This is a genomic window from Mesorhizobium sp. Root157 (assembly GCF_001427385.1).
Taxonomy (GTDB): domain Bacteria; phylum Pseudomonadota; class Alphaproteobacteria; order Rhizobiales; family Rhizobiaceae; genus Mesorhizobium.
Map to the genome: position 1 here is coordinate 170,260 of NZ_LMGJ01000003.1, position 22,423 is coordinate 192,682.

Sequence of the window (22,423 nt, forward strand, 5' to 3'; positions counted from 1 at the left end):
AAGGGGTCCAAAGGAGATCGAACGAAATGACAATATTCAAATTCGCGACTATTGGCGCTGTGGTCCTTACCGCCGCCCTTGCCGGTTGTTCACAGACCCCGCAGCAGCAACGAACGACCACAGGTGCTGCTCTTGGCGCCGCAGGCGGCGCACTTGTCGGCCAGGCTGTGGGCCGGAACACCGAAAGCACTCTCATCGGCGCCGGCGCGGGTGCTTTGCTCGGCGCCGTGGTGGCGAGTTCAAGCGGACCGCAGCCGAGCGACCGACAGATGTGCCGCTATCGCGCGCCCGATGGCCGTATCTATGTCGCCGAATGCGACGAACGTTACTATCGCGGACGGTACTGATCGCTCGCCCGGCAGTGATTCTGTATCTCTGCCGGGCGCCGTTGTCGCGGCAGCACGCTGCATTCAACGGAAAAGCTCCTCTCTGTGAACGGCTATCGATCGCCAGCGGGATTTCTCATGGCGGCGCCGGCACGACACCGGCTTGACTTTTCAGGCGCAATCTTTATGTGTCGCGCCAAGTTTCCCGCGTCCGGGCACAGGCCCATGCAGTTGCGGCTCAACCCCAAGAATACTAACGGACAGAAATCATGGCCAAAGCCGCGAACATCAAGATCAAGCTCCTGTCGACCGCCGACACCGGTTTCTTCTACGTAACCAGCAAGAACAGCCGTACCAAGACGGATAAGCTTTCGTTCCGCAAGTACGACCCGGTTGCCAAGAAGCACGTCGAATTCAAGGAAACCAAGATCAAGTAAGCACTGCCTTCAGGCGGTATCGGACAATTCACAAACCCCGGCTTCGACCGGGGTTTTTGATTCCGGGCGCACCTAAATCTGCTTGCCCGCTCTCTTCGAGCGCATGGTCTTGAGCACTGCCTCTGCAGCAGTTTCGCCGGCTGGCCGGTCGGTTCGCATTCGCCGCCTGACTTCCTCAAAGCCCTGAACCTGCCATTGCCGCATTCCGGTATCGGACCACAACGCCTCGATGTAGCGGGCGAGCGTCGGCGGGCGGACATATTCGTTGTAAGCTTCCGGTACGATCGGCCGATCCGCGATCAGGTTGGGCAGCAACCCGGACCATGTCGTGATGTATCGTTGCAGGATACGTGCGCCTGGATCGAGCTTATAGGTCGAGAGCATCGGAACGCCGGACAAGGCAAGTTCCAGCGATACGGTTCCCGAGGCAATCAAGGCAGCATCAGCCCGTCCGAATGCCTGCCATTTGCGGTCAGGCTCCAGCACGATCTCCGGCTGCTGGTCCCAGGATGTAACGTGCTGGCGCACCTGTTCGACAACGTGCGGCACGGTTGGCAATATCAATCGCAAGCGGTGGCCTCGGGCCTTCAAGATGGAGATCGTCTTGCCGAATGGCGCAAGCAGCCGACTGACCTCTCCGCCGCGCGAGCCCGGCAGCAATAGCAGGGTCTTGAGGCGATCAGCCGAAAGATCGCGAGCGCTGGCTTGGGCCTCCGCCGCCTTCAGAACGCCCGCCTCATGGGTAAGGCGATGGCCGACATAGGTGCCGCTCGGCCCTTCAAGCCGTTTCAGCGCATCTACCTCGAACGGCAGAATGCACAGGACGTGATCGACGAACGAGGCCATCGCGGAAGCCCGACCCGGTCGCCAGGCCCAGACGCTCGGGCAAACATAATGAATGATCGGCACATCAGGCGCGATTGCGTGCAATTTCCTGGCAACGCGCAACGAAAAGTCGGGGCTGTCTATGGTGATCAGGCAATCCGGCGTTTCGGCGGCGATCGCTTTCGCGGCCTGGCCGATACGGTGCACCAGCCGCGGCAGGCCACGCAAGACGGCGCTGATGCCCATCAACGCGATCTCGTTTGCGTTGAACAGCGAATCCAGCCCAAGCTCGCCCAGATGCCGGCCGCCTACGCCGACAAGGCGAATTTCACGCCCCGTTGCCTTTCCTAAGGCGCGAACCAGATCAGCGCCAAGCAGATCGCCGGATTCCTCGCCAGCCACGACGGCGATCTTCAATGGCCGCTCAGTTGCCATTTTTAGACCCCTTTGCCGGCAGGCCGATCACGAACATGCCTAGTGCATTCGCTCGCCGGACCAGTTCCGGCCCGTCGAGCACAAGCGACTGCCCGGCTTCCACTGCAATGCCGGCGAGACCCGCAGCATGTGCGCCATCCACCGTCTGCGGCCCGATCGAGGGCAGGTCGGTGCGCACTTCCTGGCCAGGCTTGGCGCACTTGACCAGAACGCCCCTCGTTTTGCCCGCCAGACGCCCGTGGCTGCGCAAACCCTCTACCCGCTCCAGAAGACCGTCCGTGCCTTCGATGCCTTCAAGCGCAATGGCCCGCCCGCCTATGGCCACAGCTCCCTGACCGATGTCCAGGGCGCCGATCGCTTCGGCGGCGGCACGAGCCGCATCAATGTCGCGCCAATCGCCCCTTTGCGGCGATGCTTTCGTGAAACAGCCTTCTGAAGCGACAAGTTCCGGCACCAGTTCATGCGCCCCGACAACCTTGATGCCTTGCCGCTCCAGATAGCGCAGCACCACGCGCAGCAACGTATCGTCGCCGCGCGAGAGGCCGAGCATGATATGGGGCATCATCGCCAGCAGTCCTGCATTCCAGCGAATTGCCGACAGGCGCGGTCGCCGCTTGACTTCGCCGGCCAGAACCACATGCGTAACCCCGTTACGCTTCAGCCGAGGCACCAGATTGCCGATGCCTTCCAGCTGGATCGTATCGTGGGGGTAGAAGCCAAGCGGCCCGTTCGGGTCCGCTTCGCCTTCCAGCATTACAACGAAAAGCTGATGGCCGGTCTTGTGAAGATGAGCAGCTATGCTGGCAGGGAGATTGCCGCCACCGGCAACGACACCCACCTTCGAACCGGGGCCGGGTTGGAAACCCGGCTGATCCTCAGTCGTCGTCATCGGGTCCGTCGCCGGCCCCGCCCTTGAGCGGCGGCACCGCATAGTGCCGCTTGCCGCGGCTGCTGATGAAATCGATGATTTTCATGGCAATCGGCGAACCGGCGAACTCAGCCTTGGCGGATTCGATGTTTTCGCCAACCGGATGGGCGTGATCGAAGATGGTATAATAGCACTTGCGCAGCAGATGGATTTCCGAGCGCGGCAAGCCGGCGCGCTTCAAGCCGATGATATTGAGGCCGCGCAGCTTTGCCCGGTTGCCAACGGCGATGGCGAACGGGATGACGTCGCCAACGACGGCCGAGCAGCCGCCAAGGAAGGCATTGTCCCCTACCCTGACGAACTGGTGCACTGCCGTCAGCCCGCCGATATTGACGTTGTCGCCGATCTCGCAGTGCCCGCCCAGGGTCGCACCATTGGCGAAAGTCGCATTCTTGCCGACGATGCAGTCATGCGCGATATGCGCATAGGCGAGGAAGTTGCCGTTCTCGCCAACCACGGTCTCGCCACGGCTGGTGTCGGTGCCGGTATGCATCGTCACGCCTTCGCGGATGGTGCAGTTTGCGCCAATAAGCAGCGTTGTGCGCCCGCCCTGGTGCTTGGCGTTCTGCGGCGGCGCACCGAGGATCGCCATCGGGTAGACCTTGCTCGATGCCCCGATCGTGGTCGCGCCCAGAACCGAAACGTGGCTCACCAACTCAACCTGATCGCCGATGGTCGCATCCGCGTTGACGTAGCAGAACGGGCCGATGCGGACACCGGCGCCAAGACGCGCGCCCGGCTCGACGACCGCCGAAGGATGGATGATTGACTGGTTTTCCATAAGCACCTGAACTAGCCGTTCTCGACCATCATTGCCGAGATTTCGGCCTCCGCGACCTTTGTGCCCTCGACAAGGCCTTCGCAGGCGAATTTGAGGAGGTTTCCCCGCTTCTTAATTTTCTTGACGTGAATACGCAACTGGTCGCCCGGAACAACCGGCTTGCGGAATTTGGCATTGTCGATGGTGAGGAAATACACCAGTGACGGCTTCGTGGCCCCGACGCCGCGAATGCAGATGGCGCCGGCCGTCTGCGCCATCGCCTCCACGATCAAAACACCCGGCATGACCGGCTGTTCCGGGAAATGGCCAGCGAAGTGCGGCTCGTTGATGGTGACGTTCTTGACGCCGACGGCGGAATCGTCGCCGTCGATGTCGATGATCCGGTCGATCATCAGAAACGGATAGCGATGCGGCAGAAGCTTCATCAGTTCGAGGATTTCGACGACCTCGAGCGTGGAGCCGGCGGCGTCAGCCATTCTTCTCCCCCTTTGAATGTTTGGTGAATGCCCGGATCGCCGACAATTCGCGGAAGAAATCGCGCATCGGCTGCGCCGGCATGCCCGCCCAGCGTTCGCCTGCCGGAATGTCGTACATCAGGCCCGACGATGCAGCCACCTGAACGCGATCGCCGACGCTGATGTGGTCGGCGATGCCGACGCGCCCGCCCAGCATGACGAAATCGCCGAGCGTCACGGAACCGGAAATGCCGCACTGCCCGGCGATGACACAACCCCGGCCGATGCGCACATTGTGGGCAATCTGAACGAGGTTGTCGATCTTGGTGCCTTCGCCGATGACGGTGTCGGCCATGGCGCCTCGATCGACCGTCGTGTTCGAGCCGATCTCGACATCGTCCTGGATAACGACGCGGCCGATCTGCGGCATGCGCTCCGGCCCCTTGGCGCCGGGCACGAAGCCGAATCCGTCCTGGCCGACCCTTGCGCCACCATGGATGACGACGCGGTTACCGATCAAGGCATACTGGATGGTGACGCCGGGGCCGACATAGGCGTCGCGCCCGATCTGGCAAGACGCGCCGATCACGGCATTCGGCGCGATCACGGTCCCCGAACCGATGGCGACATGCGGTCCGACAACGGCCCCTGCCTCCACGACCGCGCCTGGCTCGATCACCGCGCTGGGGTCGACATGGGCCTGGGGTGACACGCCGCGTTCCGATGTCAGCGGCACGGGCGTCGCCGCGGCGGGAAACAAAAGCCGGCCAACCGTGGCGAACGCCTGCTGGGCTCTCGGATTGACCAGAACGGCGACCCCGGTCGGCGCCTGTTCGGCAAGTTCCACCGGGCATAGCACCGCCGCGGCCCGAAGCGTCGGCATGAGGGCCGCATTGCGCTTGCCTTCGACGAACACCAGCGCATTGTTGCCGCCATCGGCAGCTGAGGCTATCGTCTCGATGACCGTATCGGCATAGGCAGGATTGCTCAGGGTCGAGCCGGTGAGATTCGCGACCTCACTCGCCGTAAACCGGCGGGACGGCACAAAAAACACCGGTTCGGTCATTCCAGAGTACTATCCAGCTGGATCGGATCACTCGATTCCGGGCCCAATTGCCCGGAAGGGTCGTCACCCGCTGTTTAGAAGCGGGTCGAGATGCCGAAGTTGAATTCCTGCACTTCGTCCGTCGATTCCTTGACGACCGGCACGGCGTAGTCGATGCGCAGCGGGCCGAACGGCGAAGCCCACAGCAAGCCGACACCGACAGATGCACGCCATTCCATGTCGGTGGATGCCGTAGCAAAGCCAGTCTTGTTGCCGTAAAGCGTCGCTGCGTCTGCGAATACAGCTCCGCGAAGGCCAAAGCTCTCCGGAACAACCGGCAACGGGAACTGCGCTTCAGCCGACGCATTGAAATAAGTGGTGCCGCCAAGGTGGTCTTTCGACACCCCGTCATATGGACCGATGCCACCGTAATCGAAGCCGCGGATCATGCGGTCATTGCTGCGGAAATGATCGAACACGCGAAGCCCGTCGTCACCGAAACCCTGAATGTGACCGGCACCTGCCGACACCAATCCGACAATGTCCATTTCTTCCGACAAGGTCTGGTAGACCGTCGTGCGCGCCGTGAGCTTCACGAACTGCGCATCGCCGCCCAAACCCGCAACCTCGGTGCCGAAGTTGGCATAGATGCCGTAGCGCGGGTTCTTCATGTCGTCGATGGTGTTGTAGATCAGGTTGGCGCTAACTGACGACTTGACCCAATTACCAGTGTCGACCGCATCTTGGATAGCTTGCGAGACGCTACATTTAAGCGGATCAAGTGCGCCGAAAGCGTCAAGACAATCCTCATTGTACTTATACTTCTCTTGCGAGAGGTTGTACGCGAGCTGCGTCGAGATATTTTCGGTGATTGGCAAGCCGAAGCGGACGGTTCCGGCCAGCACTTCGCTATCGTACTTGTCGTATTCGCGCGTCGACTTGGAGATATCGAAGCCCGCAGCGATACGGCGGCCGAGGAAGTACGGCTCGGTGAACGAGAAGGAGTAGTCGCGCGAATTCTTGCCGCCGCCGGCAGATACACGGATGAACTGGCCGCGACCGAGGAAGTTGCGCTCGGTGACGGAACCCTGCACCGACGGACCGGGCGATTCGCCGCCGGTCGAATAACCGGCACCGATCGAGAACTCACCGGTCGACTTCTCGACCACATCGACCACCAGCACCACCTGGTCCGGCTCGGAACCCGGCGCCGTGGAAACCTCAACACGCTCGAAATAATCAAGCGCTTCCAGCCGCTTCTTGGCGCGCTGGATGAGAACCTGGTTGAAGGCATCGCCTTCGCTGACGTCGAATTCGCGCCGAATCACGTAGTCGCGCGTGCGGGCGTTGCCGCGGATCTCGATGCGCTCGACATAGGCCTTGGTACCCTGGTCGACCGTATAGACCACGGAAATGGTGTGGTTTTCGAAATTGCGGTCGCCACGCGGGTTCACCTGGGCGAAGGCATAACCTTGACCGGCAACCCGCTCGGTCAGCGCCAGGATGGTGTCTTCGACGTCCTTGGCGTTGTAGACTTCACCGGAACGCGTCTCGACCAGCGACTCCAGCGACTTGCCGTCGATTTCGGGTATGGAACTGTCGACGCTGACATCCCCGAACGTGTAGCGCGCGCCCTCGTCCACAGTGATGGTGACGGTGTACTGGTTGGTCGCTTCGTCCAACTCGCCGAACGCGGAAACGACCTGGAAGTCCGCGTAACCGTGGTTGTAGTAGAAGCGGCGCAGGAGTTCTTCGTCGGCCTTGAGCTTGTCGTCGCTGAACACGTCGTCGCGCAGCACGAAGGACAGGAAATTCGAGCGCTTGGTGTTGATGACATCGGCCAGCCGGCGGCTGCTGTAGGCGCTGTTGCCGACAAAATTCACCGCGGCGATCTTGGTGCGGTCGCCTTCATTGATATTGAAGACGACATTCACGCGGTTGTCGCCCAGATCCATGATCTGGCTGGTAACCGTCGCGTCGTCGCGGCCGATATTGCCATAGGCGGCCTTGATCGCCTCGACATCGGCGTCAGCCGCGGCTTGCGAGTAGGAACTGCGCGGCTTCAACTGGACAGCGCCGGCAAGCTGGGCGTCCTTGAGCTTCTTGTTGCCCTGGAACAGCACCTGGTTGACGACCTGATACTCGGCAACCGTCACGACCAGCGAAGACCCGGCCTGGCTGATCTGCACGTCCGAAAACAGGCCCGTACCGAACAGGACCTTCACGGCCTCGTCGATATCGGCGCTGGAGAACGACTTGCCCGGCTTGATCGCGATGTGGTTGCGGATCGTGTCGGCATCTATGCGCGAGTTGCCGCGCACTTCGACACGGCTGACGACAGCTGCTTCGGCCGAAGAAACGGATGCCATTTCCACGACGAGTGCACCCGGCACCACAAGCGCCGCAGACAAAGCTGCCGCAGACGCGGCGCTCAGAAACTTGGATACTGCCTTCATCGGGCCATATAACCTTTTCTCGTAGTCCCCACGGCGAGAAAACCGGACGTGCGGTAAATTCCCATACCGTATTAACCGGATTTTCCCTACACGCAAGGCTTCTGGTTAATTAGTGTTTACTTCGTCTTCCGGCGTTGCTTTCGCGTCACGCATATCCCCGGCCATGGTAAACGACATCTCAACATGAGCGCCGAAGAGCTGGAATTCGTTCATGATTTCAGCACCCAAACAGGTCGTTCCAGAATACGAAGGCCATGAAGGCGAGGACCAGGAACATTCCCGTTCGATAGACCGCCTCCATCATCCGCTCCGAGACGGGACGCCTGATGACGGCTTCTATGGCGTAGAACATTAAATGCCCGCCGTCGAGCGGCGGAATCGGCAGCAGATTGAGAATGCCGATGCCGACGGACAGCAGTGCGACCAATTGCACCAGCCAGTCGAAACCGAGCCTTGCCGCCTGTGCGGACATGCCGGCGATCTTCACGGGACCGCCCAGCTGGCACTTGTCCTCGCGTCCGACCGCGAATCGCGTCAGGAATTGCCCGGTGCGCTCGATGATATGGCCGGTTTCCTCGACGGCAGCCGCCAAGGCGCCAACAGGGCCATAGGTGATCCGCCGGGGCTGGCCGAGTTCTTCATTGTTGACCACCCCGATGACGGCGACCTTGATCTTGTTGCCGAGTGCATCCTCCTGCTCCATCGGCTGGGGGGTAGCGACGAGGCTGACCTCCGTGCCGTTGCGCAGCATGACGAATGCCAGCGGATCGCCGGCGCGCCCGGAAACCAGACGCTGCACATCGGCAAAGGTGTCGACCTTTTCTCCATTGACGCTGACGAAGCGGTCGCCCGGCTGGATACCGGCGACCGCAGCCGGGCTTCCGGCATTGACCGAAGCCACCATCGGTTCGGCGACATAGCGGCCGTGGATGGAAAACAGAACGGCAAAGACGGCGATGGTCAAAAGAAAATTGAACAGCGGACCGGCAAACACCGTGGCGGCGCGTTTCCAGATCGGCTGGGTGTGGAAGGCGACCTTGCGTTGCGCCTCGCTCAGCGCCGCGATCTTCTCGGCACCCGGCTGGCTTGAACTGGCATTCATGTCGCCGACGAATTTGACATAGCCGCCAAGGGGAATGGCGCAAAGCTTCCAGCGCGTACCGCGCCTGTCGTTGAAGCCGATGAGTTCCGGACCAAACCCGATCGAGAAGGCATCGACGCCGATGCCGCAAGCGCGACCGACCAGATAGTGCCCCATTTCATGAACGAAGACGACAACGGTCAGCACGAACAGGAACGGCACCAGGGTGCCGATCACGAAACCTTGCGTACTGAGCAGCGCTTGCAAAAACTCGTTCAAATCCCGCCCTCAATTCGCCCGACGTGCCGGGCGCGCGCCCGACTTTGGCCCCAAACCCGGCAAATCCGTGACGAACTCATCGCCGTGAACTCCGTTCAGCCCGCAAACAAGCCGTGCGCCGGATTGTCGGCCGACCCGGCCAGGCAGCCGATGACGTACAGGGCAAACGCCGCCACAACAAGTCCGTCCACACGGTCCATGACGCCGCCATGTCCTGGAATGAGCTGGCTGGAATCCTTTCGGCCATGGCGGCGCTTTACCCATGATTCGAGCAGGTCGCCGGCTTGCGAGACGATCGACAATATCAGGGCAACGATGGTCAAAAACACAAGGTTCTCGGCTCCCGCCGCCACAGCCAACAAAAGACCCGCCGCGACACCGCCGACCGTGCCGCCAAGTGCGCCGCTCTGTGTCTTGCCGGGAGAAATGGAAGGGGCAAGTTTCGGCCCGCCCACCGTGCGCCCGACGAAATAGGCGAAAATATCGGTCGCCCAAACCACCGCGAACAGGAACAGGATCGCCAGCAGACCCGAATGGTCGCCGTCGCGTAGATAGGCCAACGAAAATCCGGAAAGTCCCGCATAAGCGAGCCCGCTGGCATCCCACTGCCCTGCCCCTCGCGCGGCGGACACGGCAGCGGTGATGACGGTCCCAACCGCGATGAGGACGAGCATCATCTGCGCAGAAAGTCCTGCCACCAGTGCGATCAGCAGCACCGCCATCAGCGCTTCGGGCAAGAGGCCGATACCGGCGGCCGGCGTGCTGCGCGACATGCGCGTCCATTCATAGAACACGGCGCCGGCGATGAACGCCGCCAGAAGCCTGAACGGCAGCCCGCCAAGCCAGGTCAGCGCCAGAACAACGGCCGCCAGGACGATGGCCGAAATGATCCTGAGTTGCAGGTTGCTCATCGCGCCATTGCTCATGAAACGGCTTCGCGCGGCGTGAGGCCGCCGAACCGGCGCTCGCGGCCGGCAAAATCCCGCAATGCTTCGGCAAGGTGATCGCGGCTGAAGTCCGGCCAGTAGCAAGGCAGGAACACCAGTTCGCTATAAGCGGCCTGCCAAAGCAGGAAGTTCGACAGGCGCAACTCGCCGCTGGTACGGATCACAAGTTCAGGGTCGGGGATGCCTGCTGTGTCGAGCGATGCGGCAAAGCTTTCGATGGTGATCGAATTGACGTCGATTTGGCCGTGAGCCGCGGCCTGCGCCAGTTTCCTGGCCGTGCGCACGATCTCGTCGCGGCCACCGTAATTGAACGCGATGACAAGGGTGAGCGCATCGTTGTCGAGCGTGAGCGTCTCTGCTTCTTCCAGCAGCCCGCGAATATCGGCTTGCAGGTTAGCCTTGTCGCCGATGACCCTGACCCGCACGCCGTTTTGATGCAGTTCGGCAAGGTCGCGGCGGATGAACATCTTGAGGAGCCCCATCAGGTCGCTCACTTCAGACTTGGGCCGCGACCAGTTCTCCGACGAGAACGCGTAGACGGTCAGAAAGGAGATGCCCAATTGCGGCGCGGCGCGGACGGTGTCGCGCAAGGCTTCCACGCCCGCGCGGTGACCGGCGACGCGCGGAAGGCCGCGCGCCTTCGCCCAGCGTCCGTTACCGTCCATGATGATCGCGACATGCGCGGGACTTGTCATGCTTCCGCTTTCAGATCAGCCTCAGACCTGCATGATTTCCGTTTCCTTCTCGGAAAGCAGGCTGTCGATCATGCTGATGGTCTCGTCCGTCAGTTTCTGAACCTGATCGGTGTGCTTGCGATGATCGTCCTCGCCGATCTCACCGTCCTTTTCCAGTTTCTTCAGCGCCTCCATGCCGTCCCGGCGCACATGCCTCGCAGCGACGCGCGCATTCTCGGCATAGGTGTGGGAAATCTTGACCAGTTCCTTGCGGCGCTGTTCGTTGAGTTCAGGCAGCGGAATCCTCAGATTGGTGCCGTCGACAATCGGGTTGAAGCCGAGATTGGATTCGCGGATAGCGCGATCCACCGCGCCCACCATCGACTTGTCCCAAATCGAAACCGAGATCATGCGAGGCTCCGGAACGGAAACCGTCGCCACCTGATTGATCGGCATCGCCGTGCCATAGGCCTGAACCTGGATGGCGTCGAGAAGATTGCTGGAGGCGCGGCCTGTGCGCAGCGAAGCCAGATCGTGCTTGAAGGCGGCGACAGCCCCGTCCATGCGCCGTTTCAGGTCATCGAAATTGCCGTTCATCATCTTCTCCTAGGCCTGTTCTCTCAGGCTCGCTGTTCAGGACACCGCCGACACGCGCCGCCATCGGGGCGCACATGTGGCAATCGAAGCGAACCCTGCTCAGTCGTCCGCGACGGTCGTGCAACGGCCGCCGCCTTTCAGTATCTCGCCAAAACCACCCTTCTCATGAATGGAGTAGACGATTATCGGAATGTTGTTTTCGCGTGCAAGCGCAATCGCTGCGGTATCCATAATGGAAAGCCCGCGATTTATGACTTCCGCGTGGCTGATACGTTCAAAGCGCGTCGCCTTCGGATCTTTTTTCGGATCTGCCGAGTAAACGCCGTCCACCTGGGTGCCCTTGAACAAGGCATCGGCGCCAATCTCGGCGGCACGCAGAGCGGCAGCCGAATCGGTGGTGAAGAATGGGTTTCCGGTGCCGCCGGCAAAAATCACCACCTTGCCTTCATCCATGTAGGCGGTTGCCTGGCGCTGGGAAAAGCTTTCGCAAAGCTCGGGCATGGCAATCGCCGAGAGCACGACCGCCTCGACGCCGATCTTGTTGAGCGAGGTGCGCAGCGCCAGCGAGTTGATGACGGTGGCCAACATGCCCATGTGGTCCCCGGTCACCCGGTCGCCGCCCTTGGAAGCAACGGCAACGCCGCGGAAGATATTGCCGCCGCCGATAACGACGCCGACCTCGACACCAAGCGCACGGGCTTCTGCGATATCGGAAGCGATGCGGTCGACAACGGACACATCGATGCCGAAATGCTGCTCGCCCATCAGCGCCTCGCCCGACGCTTTCAACAAGACACGTCGGTATCGGGGCTTGGCGGTCATGTATTCCTCGGATTTTGTCAGGCAGCCCGGACGCCGCGATCGGTCGCTCGGCCCAGTGCCTTCGATTGATTGGGCTGACCCGATACACGAAGGGCGTCGCGATGTCACGCGACGCCCTTCGTATGAATTGATGGAGCGGTTAAGAGCCGTTACTTCTTCACAGCCGCAGCCACTTCAGCCGCGAAATCGGTCTCTTCCTTTTCAATGCCCTCGCCAAGCGCAAAGCGCAGATAGGCGCTGATCTTGGCTGGCGCACCGATTTCCTTTTCAGCGTCCTTCAGTGCCTGCTCGACAGTGACGTCGGGGTTAAGCACGAAAGCCTGCTTCAGGAGTACGACTTCCTCGTAGAATTTGCGCAGGCGGCCTTCGACCATCTTTTCGATGATGTTCTCCGGCTTGCCGGACTGGCGGGCCTGATCTGCAAAGATGGCCTTCTCGCGCTCTACCGCAACCGGATCGAGTTCGTCCGTGGTCAGCGCCAACGGGTTCGTGGCGGCGACATGCATGGCGACCTGACGGGCAAAGGCGCTGGCCTTATGCGCATCGCCGGTCGTCTCGATCGCGACCAGGACGCCGAGTTTGCCAAGATTGTCGGCAACGGAATTGTGTACGTAGGTTGCCACCGCGCCGTGCTCGACCCTGAGCTTGGCCGAACGGCGGAAACCGAGGTTTTCGCCGATCGTACCGACAGCGTCCTTGATCGTATCGGTCACCGACTTGTCGGATCCCGGATACTTGGCCGCAGCGACTGCTTCGGTGGGACCATACGCCAGAGCGGTCTTGGCGATGTTGGAGACGATCTCCTGGAAGGCCGCGTTGCGGGCAACGAAGTCGGTCTCCGAGTTCACTTCGGCAATGGCGGCTTCGCGCAAGCCCTGGTCGACGCCGATCAGGCCCTCGGCCGCCGTGCGTCCGGCCTTCTTGTCAGCCTTGGAAATACCCTTCTTGCGCAGCCAGTCGACCGCCGCTTCCATGTCGCCATTGGTTTCGGCAAGGGCCGCCTTGCAATCCATCATGCCTGCGCCAGTCAAGTCGCGAAGCTCTTTGACCTGTGCTGCTGAAATGCTCATTTTCTGCCTCTTTGTTCAAAATGGCATACGCACCACCGAAAAGTCGGTGATGCGCTCTGCCGTGACGCCTGGTGCGTCAATATCAGGGAAATGCAAAGGCCTTACCGGCCCTTGCAGATTAGGCTTCCGAGGCGTCGCTGGCGGGCGTCTCGTTGAGAACCGGCTCGACAGGCGCTTCGGCAGAAGCGCCGACATCGACGCCGAGTGCGCCCTGCTGACGGGCGATGCCGTCGATGGCAGCCTTGGCGATCAGGTCGCAATACAGCTGGATAGCACGGGCCGCGTCATCGTTGCCGGGGATCGGGAAGTCGATCTTGTCCGGGTCGCAATTCGAATCGATGATGGCCACGACCGGAATGCCGAGGCGCTTGGCCTCGAGAATGGCGATCGCTTCCTTGTTGGTGTCGACGACGAACATCAGGTCCGGCGTCGAGCCCATGTCCTTGATGCCGCCGAGCGCCTTGTCCAGCTTCTCGCGCTCGCGATCGAGGTTCAGGCGCTCCTTCTTGGTGAGGCCCTGGGCCTCGCCGGCCAGCAGTTCGTCAAGCTTGCGCAGGCGCTGGATGGAATTGGAGATCGTCTTCCAGTTGGTCAGCATGCCGCCGAGCCAGCGCGAATTGACATAGTACTGGGCCGAACGTTGGGCAGCGTCGGCGACGATGTCGGAAGCCTGGCGCTTGGTGCCGACGAAGAGCACGCGGCCGCCGCGGGCAACCGTGTCGGAAACCTGCTTCAGCGCCTGATGCAGCAGCGGAACCGTCTGCGACAGATCGATGATGTGGATGTTGTTGCGGGCGCCGTAGATGTAAGGCGCCATCTTCGGGTTCCAGCGGTGGGTCTGGTGGCCGAAGTGTGAACCAGCCTCGAGAAGCTGGCGCATGCTGAAATCTGGCAATGCCATTCTTTAGTTCCTTTCCGGTTGACCTCCACGGACACTTGACGGCTTCGGACTCACCGGATCGAAAGGCTTGCGCTTTTCGGGATTGTCTTGACCGCCACCGGAGGTTTCAGCCGGATTTCTCCCGGCAGACACCAAAGTCCGTGTGTGGAATGTGCGCGCATATAGAGGCTCGCGCCATGAAACGCAAGCAGCTTGCCCAAACCCGGTGGTCACGTCTGACGCATCTTCTTGCCGTTCGGCACCTTCACGCGGCGGAAGATGGCGACGATCTCCTCGCGGCTGCATTCGATGGCGCCCAGCCGTACCGCCCGGTCGCGCTCAAATCCGGTGATGTCATAGTGCGGGGCGGAGGTCTTGGGCGGCCCTTGATAAGACGAGCGCTTGATGGCCAGTTGCGCGGCGAAGCGGTGCAGTTCATCCGTATCGTCGGCAAGAAGATGGCACCAGCGCCGGCCAACCCAGTGCCAGATCGCCGCATCGACATAGACCGCCATCGGCAACCAGAACGATTACTGGTTGCAGGCTTTTTGCGACGCCGGATCGAAGAGGGACAGATTGACCAGCTTGCCGGTCATGGAGAATTCCCCGTAGTCCATCGTCAGGTCGCGCGTCAGGCCGTTCTCATGCAGCTTGAAGCTGATGCGGTATTGCGGCATCTCCTCACCGCCATCCTTCTCGGATTCATCGAAATAGGCGATGTCGACCGGCCAGTACTTGTCGTTGCCGAGCTTGGCGAGCGCCGGAAGTTCCGGATCGTCCTTTTTTGCCTGTTCGGCCTTGCCCACGATCACCGTGGTGGTCATCACCTTGTCTGCGTCTTCCGAACCGTCGAACAGGCTGGTTTCGTAGAAGCTTTCGCCCTTTTCGGCCTTGCTGATCAATTCCACCAGATGCTGCGTTGGAAACTGCGTTGCCGCCAGTTCGAGGGTGTTCCGTTCGGGCTTGTCCAACTCGACCTTCAACCCGTTGGCCTCCTTGCGGGCCGTGCCCTTGACCTCCTTGTCGAGGCCCTGGTCGATGAAGGATTTGGTGACAAAGGAGAAGGTCTTGCCCTCGGCATCTTCAAAGGTCGTCGTTTGCTGGTCGGTCAGCCTCGTGGTGTCATCGGCGCTGATCTGCGTGACGAAGCGGAACTTTACCGTATAGCCGTCGCATGGCGAGCCGTTGAATTCATAGACCATGCGGCCCGAAATTCCGGTGATGCCGGACCGGTCGGAGGCCTTGTCGAGGGAAAGATCGTAGACAGCGCGATGAGGCTGCAGCATTGGCACCGCGGATGCGGGCGCGGTGGACAAGACGATCGGCAGCAGCAAGGCAGTGTATGCAAGGCGCGTCGCGCGCATAAAGTGGCTCCGATCGTGGCGGCTGATACAGGCCGCATGTAAGAGTGGTCCAGCTTAAAAAAAGTCGTGGCGGAAGCGAGGCAAAAATAGCAGTTTCGGCCCGACCGTCACGACACCATCAAGCAATAGGGAATTACCATGGGCGAAACAATCGAAAAGCGGCTCGGCGATCTGGGCATCACCCTGCCCGCCGCAGCCGCACCTGCCGCCAACTATGTTCCATATGTGAGGAGCGGCAATCTGTTGTTTCCCTCCGGCCAGTTGCCGATCAAGGACGGCAAGCTTGCTATAACCGGCCTGCTCGGACGCGATCTCGACGTCGCCGCGGGGCAGGAAGCGGCGAAGCTTTGCGCGATCAATATCCTTGCACAGGCCAAGGCCGCACTCGGCGACCTCGAGAAGATCCGGCGGCTGGTGAAGATCAATATCTACGTGGCATCGGCGCCTGACTTCACCGAGCAGCACCTTGTCGGCAACGGCGCCTCCGATTTCCTGGCCGCAGTGCTCGGCGAGCGCGGCAAGCATGCGCGCGTTGCCGTCGGCATGGCGGCGCTGCCGCTCAACGCAGCGGTCGAAATCGAATCCGTTCTCGAAGTCGACTGAGACGCATCCATCATGAGCAATCTCTCCTGGCTGACGGCACGGCCCATCGCCCATCGGGGTCTGCATGACCTTAACAACAAGCGCTGGGAGAACACGCTCTCGGCCTTCGCCGCAGCAGCCGACCGAGGCTACGCGATCGAATGCGACGTGCACCTGACCTCCGACGGCGTTCCCGTCGTCTTCCATGACGGGGACCTGAAAAGGCTGGCGGGAGAGGACGGCTTCTTGTGGCAGCGCACGGCGTCCGAGGTGGCCGCCCTCAGGGTCGGCGGGACGCAGGACCACCCGCCGACGCTGGCGGAAATGCTAAGCCTGGTAAATGGCCGCGTTCCCCTGGTCATCGAGCTAAAAGGAACACCGGGCCGCGACGAGGGACTTGTCGCGGCCGTTGGCCGGCTTTTGAAGCACTATGAAGGCAAGGCCGCCATCATGTCGTTCGACCATTGGCTGATTCGCGATTTCTCAAGGCATGCGCCCGGGATACCGGGGGGCTTGACCGCCTGCGGCACGCGAGACCACGAAATCGAGGCTCATTTCACCATGCTCGCGCATGACATCGCCTTCACTTCCTACGCCGCTGGCGATCTGCCCAATCGCTTCATAAGCTTCGTGCGCAAGAAACTCGGCATGCCGGTCATCACCTGGACGGTGCGCGACCAGCCGGCCGTGGACCTTACCTTCAAATATGCCGACCAGATGACCTTTGAAGGATTCGAGCCGGACGTGGCGGTTGCCTGAAAACCGCCTTGTGCAGGCCCATGCAAGTCATAAGTAATGACCATGGATCAGGGTGACAACGAGCATGATATCGGCACGGCAGACTATGCCGTGCGCGTCGCCACCGGCATGGGCGCGTTCACGGCAGACGAATGGGAGAGGCTGGGCGGCGCAACCAGAAACTCATCGGATGGCTACAACCCTTTCCTTTCACATGCTTTTTTAAGCTCGCTCGAGGAATCCGGTTGCGCCACGCGGCGAAGCGGTTGGCAAGGCCATCACCTGCGACTGGAAACAGCTGACGGCGCATTGCTTGGCGCTGTGCCGTGCTACGTGAAATCGCACAGCCAGGGCGAATATGTCTTCGACCACGGCTGGGCCGACGCATTCGAGCGTGCCGGCGGGCAGTATTATCCAAAGCTGCAATGTTCGGTGCCGTTCACGCCTGTGACCGGCCCTCGCCTTCTGGTCAGCCGCGGACAGGACAGACAAGCGGTCAAGGCCGGCCTCGCCATGGCTGTAAAGGCGGTGACCGAAAAACTTGGCGTTTCGTCCGCCCATCTCACCTTCCTGCCGCAGGCCGATCTGGACGTGCTTGAAGCCTCGGGGTTTCTGCACCGCACCGACCAGCAATTCCACTTCTTCAACGAAGGATTTTCTTCCTACGACGAATTCCTTGCCACGCTGGCATCGCGCAAGCGCAAGGCACTGAAAAAGGAACGGCGCGAAGCGCTGGCCAGCGGCATTTCGATCGACTGGCTGACCGGAAGCGACATCACCGAGCGTGTCTGGGACGATTTCTACGCTTTCTACATGGACACAGGGGGGCGAAAGTGGGGCCGCCCCTATCTGAACCGCACCTTCTTTTCGCTGATCGGCGAACGCATGGCGGACGACATCTTGCTGGTCATGGCGAAGCGAAATGGGCGTTATGTCGCCGGGGCCATCAATTTCATCGGTTCGGATGCGCTATACGGGCGCAACTGGGGCTGCATCGAGGATCACCCCTTCCTGCATTTCGAGGTCTGCTACCATCAGGCCATCGACTTCGCCATTGACAAGGGCTTGAAGGTTGTCGAGGCCGGTGCCCAGGGCGAGCACAAGCTGGCGCGCGGCTACCGGCCTGTGACCACACATTCGGCACACTACATCGCCCATCCGGGTCTCAGGCGGGCCGTCGCGGATTACCTGGAGCGTGAGCGGCGCGAAGTAGCCCGCACGAGCGAATATCTGGAAGACCATACGCCGTTTCGCAAGGACGAGTTGCAGGTCAGTGGACAAGCGTCTTCGAAAACAGATTGATGACCATCACGCCAGCCATGATGAGGCCCATGCCGATCAGGGCCGGCGCGTCGAGCGCCTGGCGAAACCACAGCCAACCTATGGCGGTGATCAGGATGATGCCGGCGCCGCACCAGATGGCGTAGACAACCCCGACCGGCATGGAGCGCAAGGGCAGCGACAGGAAATAGAAGGCGAACGCATAGCCGGCGACGGAAACGAGTGACGGCATCAGCCGGGTGAACCCTTGCGTTTCCTTCAACGCGGTCGTTGCCACGACCTCGAACATGATCGCAACCAGCAGGTAGATATAGTTCCAGAGTATCACGCTAGACCTCTTGATTCGTGCGCCCGCGAGACGAATATGCCTACGCAACGACAGGGTGAGAAAACAGACAATGGCCTATGACACCAACAACATCTTCGCCAGAATCCTGCGCGGAGAACTACCTTCGTATCGTGTCTATGAGGACGATGCCACGGTCGCGTTCATGGATGTGATGCCGCAAGGCGTTGGCCATACGCTGGTGCTGCCGAAGGTCGCCTCGCGCAATCTGCTCGATGCCGATCCGGCAACGTTCGCGCCGTTGTTTGCCACGGTGCAAAAAATAGCCAGAGCAGTCAAAGAGGCCTTTGGCGCCGATGGCGTACTGGTTTCCCAGTTCAACGAAGAGGCTGCCGGCCAGTCGGTCTATCACTTGCATGTGCATATCATTCCCCGCTTCGAGGGAGTGCCGCTGAAGCCCCACACAAGCGAGATGGAAAAGGCGGACGTGCTGGCGGCCAACGCCGAAAAGATCAAAGCTGCCCTGCAGCGATAGCTCCCGTCTCTGCATGGCAGACGGACTGCCGACCTTCCAAAGAAAAAGCCCCGTTTCCGGGGCTTTTTTGTCATTTTGACCTGGTCAGCCTTTGCGCGGCAATTGCGGCACGAGGCTGCGCTTGCCGCCGTCCTTGGCTTTAGGCGCCGGCTTTTGCGCCGCCGCCTTCTTGGCGGCAGGCTTTTTGGCGGGAACCTTGCGGCCCTTCGGTGCTTCCTCGGGTTCCTTCTTCGGCTTGACCCGCGCTTCCTCGGCGAGGGATTCGAGCTTCAGGCCGGTCTCGCCGGTATCCTTCGTCTCGACGGTCACCCGGACAGTGCCGCCCTTCTTCAGCTTGCCGAAGAGGACCTCCTCGGCCAGCGGCTTCTTGATGTGCTCCTGGATGACACGGCCAAGCGGACGCGCGCCCATGCGTTCGTCGTAACCCTTGTCCGCCAACCAGGCGATCGCTTCCGGCGAGAGATCGAATGTGACGCCACGCTCGGACAACTGGGCCTCCAGTTGCATGACGAACTTCTGCACCACCTGATGGATGACCGGCACCGGCAGCGACCCGAACGGGATGATCGCGTCGAGGCGATTGCGGAATTCCGGCGTGAACAGCCGGTTGATCGCCTCGACATCGTCGCCTTCGCGCTTGGTCGACCCGAAGCCGATCGCCGCGCGCTGCGCATCGGATGCGCCCGCATTGGTGGTCATGATCAGGATGACGTTGCGGAAGTCGATCTGCTTGCCGTTATGATCGGTCAGTTTGCCGTGGTCCATGACCTGCAACAGGATGTTGAACAGGTCCGGGTGCGCCTTCTCGACCTCATCGAGCAGCAATACACAATGCGGATGCTGGTCGACGCCGTCGGTCAAAAGGCCGCCCTGGTCGAAGCCGACATAGCCGGGAGGCGCGCCGATGAGCCTGGAGACGGTATGGCGCTCCATATATTCCGACATGTCGAAGCGGATCAGTTCGACGCCGAGCGAGGCGGCCAGTTGCTTGGCCACTTCGGTCTTGCCGACGCCGGTCGGACCGGAAAACAGATAGGAACCGATCGGCTTTTCCGGCTCGCGCAGGCCCGCCCGCGCCAGCTTGATCGCCGAGGTCAGCGCCGTGATGGCGGTATCCTGGCCGTAGACGACGCGCTTCAGTTCATTCTCCAGGCCGGCCAGCACTTTCTCGTCGTCGGCGGAAACCGTCTTCGGCGGAATACGGGCCATCGTGGCGATGGTCGCCTCAATCTCCTTGATGCCGATGATCTTCTTGCGTTTCCCTTCCGGCACCAGCATCTGCGAAGCACCCGTCTCGTCGATGACGTCGATCGCCTTGTCCGGCAGCTTGCGGTCGTTGATGTAGCGCGCCGAAAGTTCCACCGAAGCCTTGATCGCATCGGTCGTGTACTTGACCTTGTGGAACTCCTCGAAATAAGGCCTCAGCCCCTTCATGATCTCGATGGCGTCCTCGACAGTCGGTTCGTTAACGTCGATCTTCTGGAAGCGTCGGACAAGCGCCCGATCCTTCTCGAAGAACTGGCGGAATTCCTTGTAAGTCGTTGATCCGATACAGCGGATAGCTCCGGACGACAGCGCAGGCTTGAGCAGGTTTGACGCATCCATGGCCCCGCCCGAGGTGGCGCCGGCACCGATGACGGTGTGGATCTCGTCGATGAACAACACCGCGCCGGGGTAGTCTTCAAGTTCCTTGACGACCTGCTTCAACCGCTCTTCGAAGTCGCCGCGATAGCGGGTGCCGGCAAGCAGCGTTCCCATGTCGAGCGCGAAGATGGTGGCATCGGCCAGCACCTCGGGGACATCGCCGTCGACGATGCGCTTGGCGAGGCCTTCCGCGATCGCGGTCTTGCCGACGCCCGGATCGCCCACATAAAGCGGGTTGTTCTTGGAACGGCGGCATAGAACCTGAATGGTGCGGTTGATTTCAGGCGCGCGCCCGATCAGCGGATCGATCTTGCCGGCCCGCGCCTTGTTGTTGAGATTGACGCAATAGGCGGTCAGCGCATCCTGCTGCTTCTTCTTGCCGCCATCTTCCTGCTGATCGCCGTTCACGCCTGGCTGATCGTCCTCAGCCCCGCGCGGCGTACGATTCTCGGCAGCCCCTGGACGCTTGGCGATGCCGTGCGAGATATAGTTGACGGCATCGTAGCGCGTCATCTGCTGCTCTTGCAGGAAATAGGCCGCATGGCTCTCCCGCTCGGCAAAGATCGCCACCAGGACGTTCGCGCCGGACACCTCTTCGCGACCTGACGACTGGACATGGATCACGGCGCGCTGGATGACGCGCTGGAAGCCGGCGGTCGGCTTGGAATCCTCGTCGTATCCGGTCACCAGATTGTCGAGTTCCGTATCGATATAGGTCAGCACCGTCTGCTTCAGGTCGTCGAGGTCGACGTTGCAGGCCCGCATGACGGCCGCCGCCTCGGCGTCGTCGATGAGCGCGAGCAACAGGTGCTCCAGGGTCGCATATTCATGGTGACGCTCGTTGGCGAGCGTCAGTGCCTGGTGAAGTGCCTTTTCCAAGCCTTGGGAGAAAGCCGGCATGTTACCTCACTTCTTCTCCATCACGCATTGCAGCGGATGCTGATTCTGTCGGGCGAAATCCATGACCTGGGACACTTTGGTCTCGGCCACCTCGAAAGTATAGACCCCACATTCGCCTACTCCGTGGTTATGGACATGGAGCATGATGCGTGTGGCGGCTTCGCGGTCCTTCTGGAAAAATCGTTCCAGCACATGAACGACGAACTCCATGGGGGTGTAGTCGTCGTTCAGGATAAGCACGCGGTAGAGGCTGGGCTTCTTCGTCTTGGTTTTGGTGCGCGTGATGACGGCTGTTCCGCGACCGGCGCCATTGCCGTCGCTGCCGCTCTGCATTCGCGCTACCCTTGTCGTGGCAACCAGACTGCTAGTCACTTAACCCTGCCTCTCGTCCAGCCCCCATGCGAAGCGACATGTAGGTGTTCCGAGTCAGATTTTAAGCCCTTCTGCCTAGCTGACAATACAGCCGTGCAGCCAATCTTGGCATGAAGGCGTAAAATCCCGGGTACCTTGATTTGATGAGGCGTGAAAAAACCCGGCTGCGCATGCGCAACCGGGTTCCGATGCCGGCTAAACCGGCATGTGGCTCTCTAAAAAAAGATTAACCGGCCTTGGCGATGACCGATTCGAACGGCTTGTAAGCGTCCTTGGCCAGTTCGGCATAAAGGTCGCCGATCTTGCTGACCTCGGCCACGAACGCCTCATAGGACTGCTTCGCATAGTCGCTTTGAACTTCGATCGCCTTGTCGAGCGACTTGGCCGAAAGCAGATTCTCGATCAGGGCGCTGCCGGCCTCGAAGCTCTTCTTGCCGTATTCGGTCGCCTCGACCGCAATGGCCTGCGCCCCCTTGGAAAGGGATGCAAAGCTCTTGAGGCCGGAATCCGCGAATTCCTTGCCGTATTTGCTGAAATCCTCGTAGGTCTGTTCGGACATCGGTTGCGCTCCTGTGGACGGTTGGGCGAATTGTGCGATGCCAGATAGATATTGTGCGATGCACAAAAAGTCAATGACTCCGCGACCGTCGCGCTGCGCCGACCACTGCTAAGATTCAAATAAA

25 protein-coding genes are annotated in these 22,423 nt (G+C 60.9%); 6 read left to right on the plus strand and 19 right to left on the minus strand.

The window, feature by feature from the left end; genetic code table 11:
• Positions 1–26: 26 nt before the first annotated feature.
• Both ASD64_RS04025 and rpmG read left to right on the plus strand, forming a co-directional pair.
• Positions 27–347, plus strand: a complete 321-nt coding sequence (locus tag ASD64_RS04025; RefSeq protein WP_056101049.1) for a YMGG-like glycine zipper-containing protein — start codon at positions 27–29, stop codon at positions 345–347.
• A gap of 248 nt (positions 348–595) precedes the next feature.
• The gene (rpmG, locus tag ASD64_RS04030; RefSeq protein ID WP_006201775.1) at positions 596–763 is read left to right on the plus strand and encodes a 50S ribosomal protein L33; all 168 of its coding nucleotides are present in this window, start codon (positions 596–598) and stop codon (positions 761–763) included.
• Between the two features lie 72 nt (positions 764–835).
• On the opposite strand, the gene lpxB is transcribed toward rpmG, so the two are convergent.
• The 15 genes from lpxB to ASD64_RS04105 all read right to left on the minus strand — a co-directional run bounded on the left by lpxB (position 836) and on the right by ASD64_RS04105 (position 15,402).
• Entirely contained in the window at positions 836–2,023 is a 1,188-nt protein-coding gene (lpxB, locus tag ASD64_RS04035) for a lipid-A-disaccharide synthase (protein WP_056101052.1), read from the minus strand.
• Positions 2,013–2,912: an LpxI family protein gene (locus tag ASD64_RS04040; RefSeq protein WP_056101540.1), complete on the minus strand. Its 900-nt coding sequence runs from the start codon at positions 2,910–2,912 to the stop codon at positions 2,013–2,015. The genes lpxB and ASD64_RS04040 overlap by 11 nt, the downstream gene beginning before the upstream one ends.
• Entirely contained in the window at positions 2,899–3,732 is an 834-nt protein-coding gene (lpxA, locus tag ASD64_RS04045; RefSeq protein ID WP_056101055.1) for an acyl-ACP--UDP-N-acetylglucosamine O-acyltransferase, read from the minus strand. Before lpxA ends, ASD64_RS04040 begins: the two co-directional genes overlap by 14 nt.
• An 11-nt stretch (positions 3,733–3,743) precedes the next feature.
• On the minus strand, positions 3,744–4,208 hold the full coding sequence (fabZ, locus tag ASD64_RS04050; protein WP_056101058.1) for a 3-hydroxyacyl-ACP dehydratase FabZ: 465 nt from the start codon (positions 4,206–4,208) through the stop codon (positions 3,744–3,746).
• The gene (gene lpxD / locus ASD64_RS04055) at positions 4,201–5,253 is read right to left on the minus strand and encodes a UDP-3-O-(3-hydroxymyristoyl)glucosamine N-acyltransferase (RefSeq protein ID WP_056101063.1); all 1,053 of its coding nucleotides are present in this window, start codon (positions 5,251–5,253) and stop codon (positions 4,201–4,203) included. The genes fabZ and lpxD overlap by 8 nt, the downstream gene beginning before the upstream one ends.
• Before the next feature lie 74 nt (positions 5,254–5,327).
• The gene (gene bamA, locus ASD64_RS04060; RefSeq protein WP_056101066.1) at positions 5,328–7,688 is read right to left on the minus strand and encodes an outer membrane protein assembly factor BamA; all 2,361 of its coding nucleotides are present in this window, start codon (positions 7,686–7,688) and stop codon (positions 5,328–5,330) included.
• 217 nt (positions 7,689–7,905) lie between these two features.
• A complete protein-coding gene (rseP, locus tag ASD64_RS04065) occupies positions 7,906–9,048 on the minus strand; it encodes an RIP metalloprotease RseP (RefSeq protein ID WP_056101069.1) in 1,143 nt (380 codons plus the stop codon).
• 95 nt (positions 9,049–9,143) lie between these two features.
• Positions 9,144–9,959: a phosphatidate cytidylyltransferase gene (locus ASD64_RS04070; protein WP_056101543.1), complete on the minus strand. Its 816-nt coding sequence runs from the start codon at positions 9,957–9,959 to the stop codon at positions 9,144–9,146.
• Positions 9,960–9,970: 11 nt separating this feature from the next.
• Positions 9,971–10,690 (minus strand): isoprenyl transferase, encoded by a 720-nt coding sequence (locus ASD64_RS04075; protein WP_082549848.1) that lies wholly within the window; start codon positions 10,688–10,690, stop codon positions 9,971–9,973.
• Positions 10,691–10,711: 21 nt separating this feature from the next.
• Positions 10,712–11,266 (minus strand): ribosome recycling factor, encoded by a 555-nt coding sequence (gene frr / locus ASD64_RS04080; protein ID WP_082549849.1) that lies wholly within the window; start codon positions 11,264–11,266, stop codon positions 10,712–10,714.
• A 99-nt stretch (positions 11,267–11,365) separates the two neighbouring features.
• Positions 11,366–12,088: a UMP kinase gene (gene pyrH / locus ASD64_RS04085; RefSeq protein WP_056101074.1), complete on the minus strand. Its 723-nt coding sequence runs from the start codon at positions 12,086–12,088 to the stop codon at positions 11,366–11,368.
• Between the two features lie 149 nt (positions 12,089–12,237).
• Positions 12,238–13,158 (minus strand): translation elongation factor Ts, encoded by a 921-nt coding sequence (gene tsf / locus ASD64_RS04090; protein ID WP_056101076.1) that lies wholly within the window; start codon positions 13,156–13,158, stop codon positions 12,238–12,240.
• 118 nt (positions 13,159–13,276) lie between these two features.
• Entirely contained in the window at positions 13,277–14,059 is a 783-nt protein-coding gene (gene rpsB / locus ASD64_RS04095) for a 30S ribosomal protein S2 (RefSeq protein ID WP_056101081.1), read from the minus strand.
• A gap of 209 nt (positions 14,060–14,268) precedes the next feature.
• Positions 14,269–14,553: a DUF4031 domain-containing protein gene (locus ASD64_RS04100; RefSeq protein ID WP_056101084.1), complete on the minus strand. Its 285-nt coding sequence runs from the start codon at positions 14,551–14,553 to the stop codon at positions 14,269–14,271.
• Positions 14,554–14,568: 15 nt separating this feature from the next.
• Positions 14,569–15,402: a cell envelope integrity EipB family protein gene (locus ASD64_RS04105; RefSeq protein WP_056101087.1), complete on the minus strand. Its 834-nt coding sequence runs from the start codon at positions 15,400–15,402 to the stop codon at positions 14,569–14,571.
• Positions 15,403–15,540: 138 nt separating this feature from the next.
• Between ASD64_RS04105 and ASD64_RS04110 the strand changes: the two genes are divergently transcribed.
• Genes ASD64_RS04110 through ASD64_RS04120 form a run of 3 tightly spaced genes read left to right on the plus strand, consistent with a single transcriptional unit; the run spans position 15,541 to position 18,024 of the window.
• The gene (locus tag ASD64_RS04110) at positions 15,541–16,005 is read left to right on the plus strand and encodes a RidA family protein (RefSeq protein WP_056101090.1); all 465 of its coding nucleotides are present in this window, start codon (positions 15,541–15,543) and stop codon (positions 16,003–16,005) included.
• 12 nt (positions 16,006–16,017) lie between these two features.
• Complete coding sequence (locus ASD64_RS04115) at positions 16,018–16,743, plus strand: glycerophosphodiester phosphodiesterase (protein WP_056101093.1); 726 nt, start codon at positions 16,018–16,020, stop codon at positions 16,741–16,743.
• A gap of 42 nt (positions 16,744–16,785) precedes the next feature.
• On the plus strand, positions 16,786–18,024 hold the full coding sequence (locus ASD64_RS04120) for a GNAT family N-acetyltransferase (RefSeq protein WP_056101549.1): 1,239 nt from the start codon (positions 16,786–16,788) through the stop codon (positions 18,022–18,024).
• Here the strand turns inward: ASD64_RS04120 and ASD64_RS04125 are convergent.
• The gene (locus ASD64_RS04125) at positions 17,993–18,328 is read right to left on the minus strand and encodes a DMT family transporter (protein ID WP_082549857.1); all 336 of its coding nucleotides are present in this window, start codon (positions 18,326–18,328) and stop codon (positions 17,993–17,995) included. The two genes, ASD64_RS04120 and ASD64_RS04125, sit on opposite strands and share 32 nt — an antisense overlap.
• Positions 18,329–18,401: 73 nt before the next feature.
• Between ASD64_RS04125 and ASD64_RS04130 the strand changes: the two genes are divergently transcribed.
• Entirely contained in the window at positions 18,402–18,824 is a 423-nt protein-coding gene (locus ASD64_RS04130) for an HIT family protein (protein ID WP_056101095.1), read from the plus strand.
• Between the two features lie 84 nt (positions 18,825–18,908).
• Here ASD64_RS04130 and clpA read toward each other — a convergent pair whose 3' ends face one another.
• From clpA to ASD64_RS04145, 3 genes are all read right to left on the minus strand, one after another.
• Positions 18,909–21,368: an ATP-dependent Clp protease ATP-binding subunit ClpA gene (gene clpA, locus ASD64_RS04135; RefSeq protein WP_056101099.1), complete on the minus strand. Its 2,460-nt coding sequence runs from the start codon at positions 21,366–21,368 to the stop codon at positions 18,909–18,911.
• A 6-nt stretch (positions 21,369–21,374) separates the two neighbouring features.
• The gene (gene clpS / locus ASD64_RS04140; protein WP_056101101.1) at positions 21,375–21,701 is read right to left on the minus strand and encodes an ATP-dependent Clp protease adapter ClpS; all 327 of its coding nucleotides are present in this window, start codon (positions 21,699–21,701) and stop codon (positions 21,375–21,377) included.
• Between the two features lie 265 nt (positions 21,702–21,966).
• Positions 21,967–22,299, minus strand: a complete 333-nt coding sequence (locus ASD64_RS04145; RefSeq protein WP_056101104.1) for a phasin family protein — start codon at positions 22,297–22,299, stop codon at positions 21,967–21,969.
• Positions 22,300–22,423 lie beyond the last annotated feature (124 nt).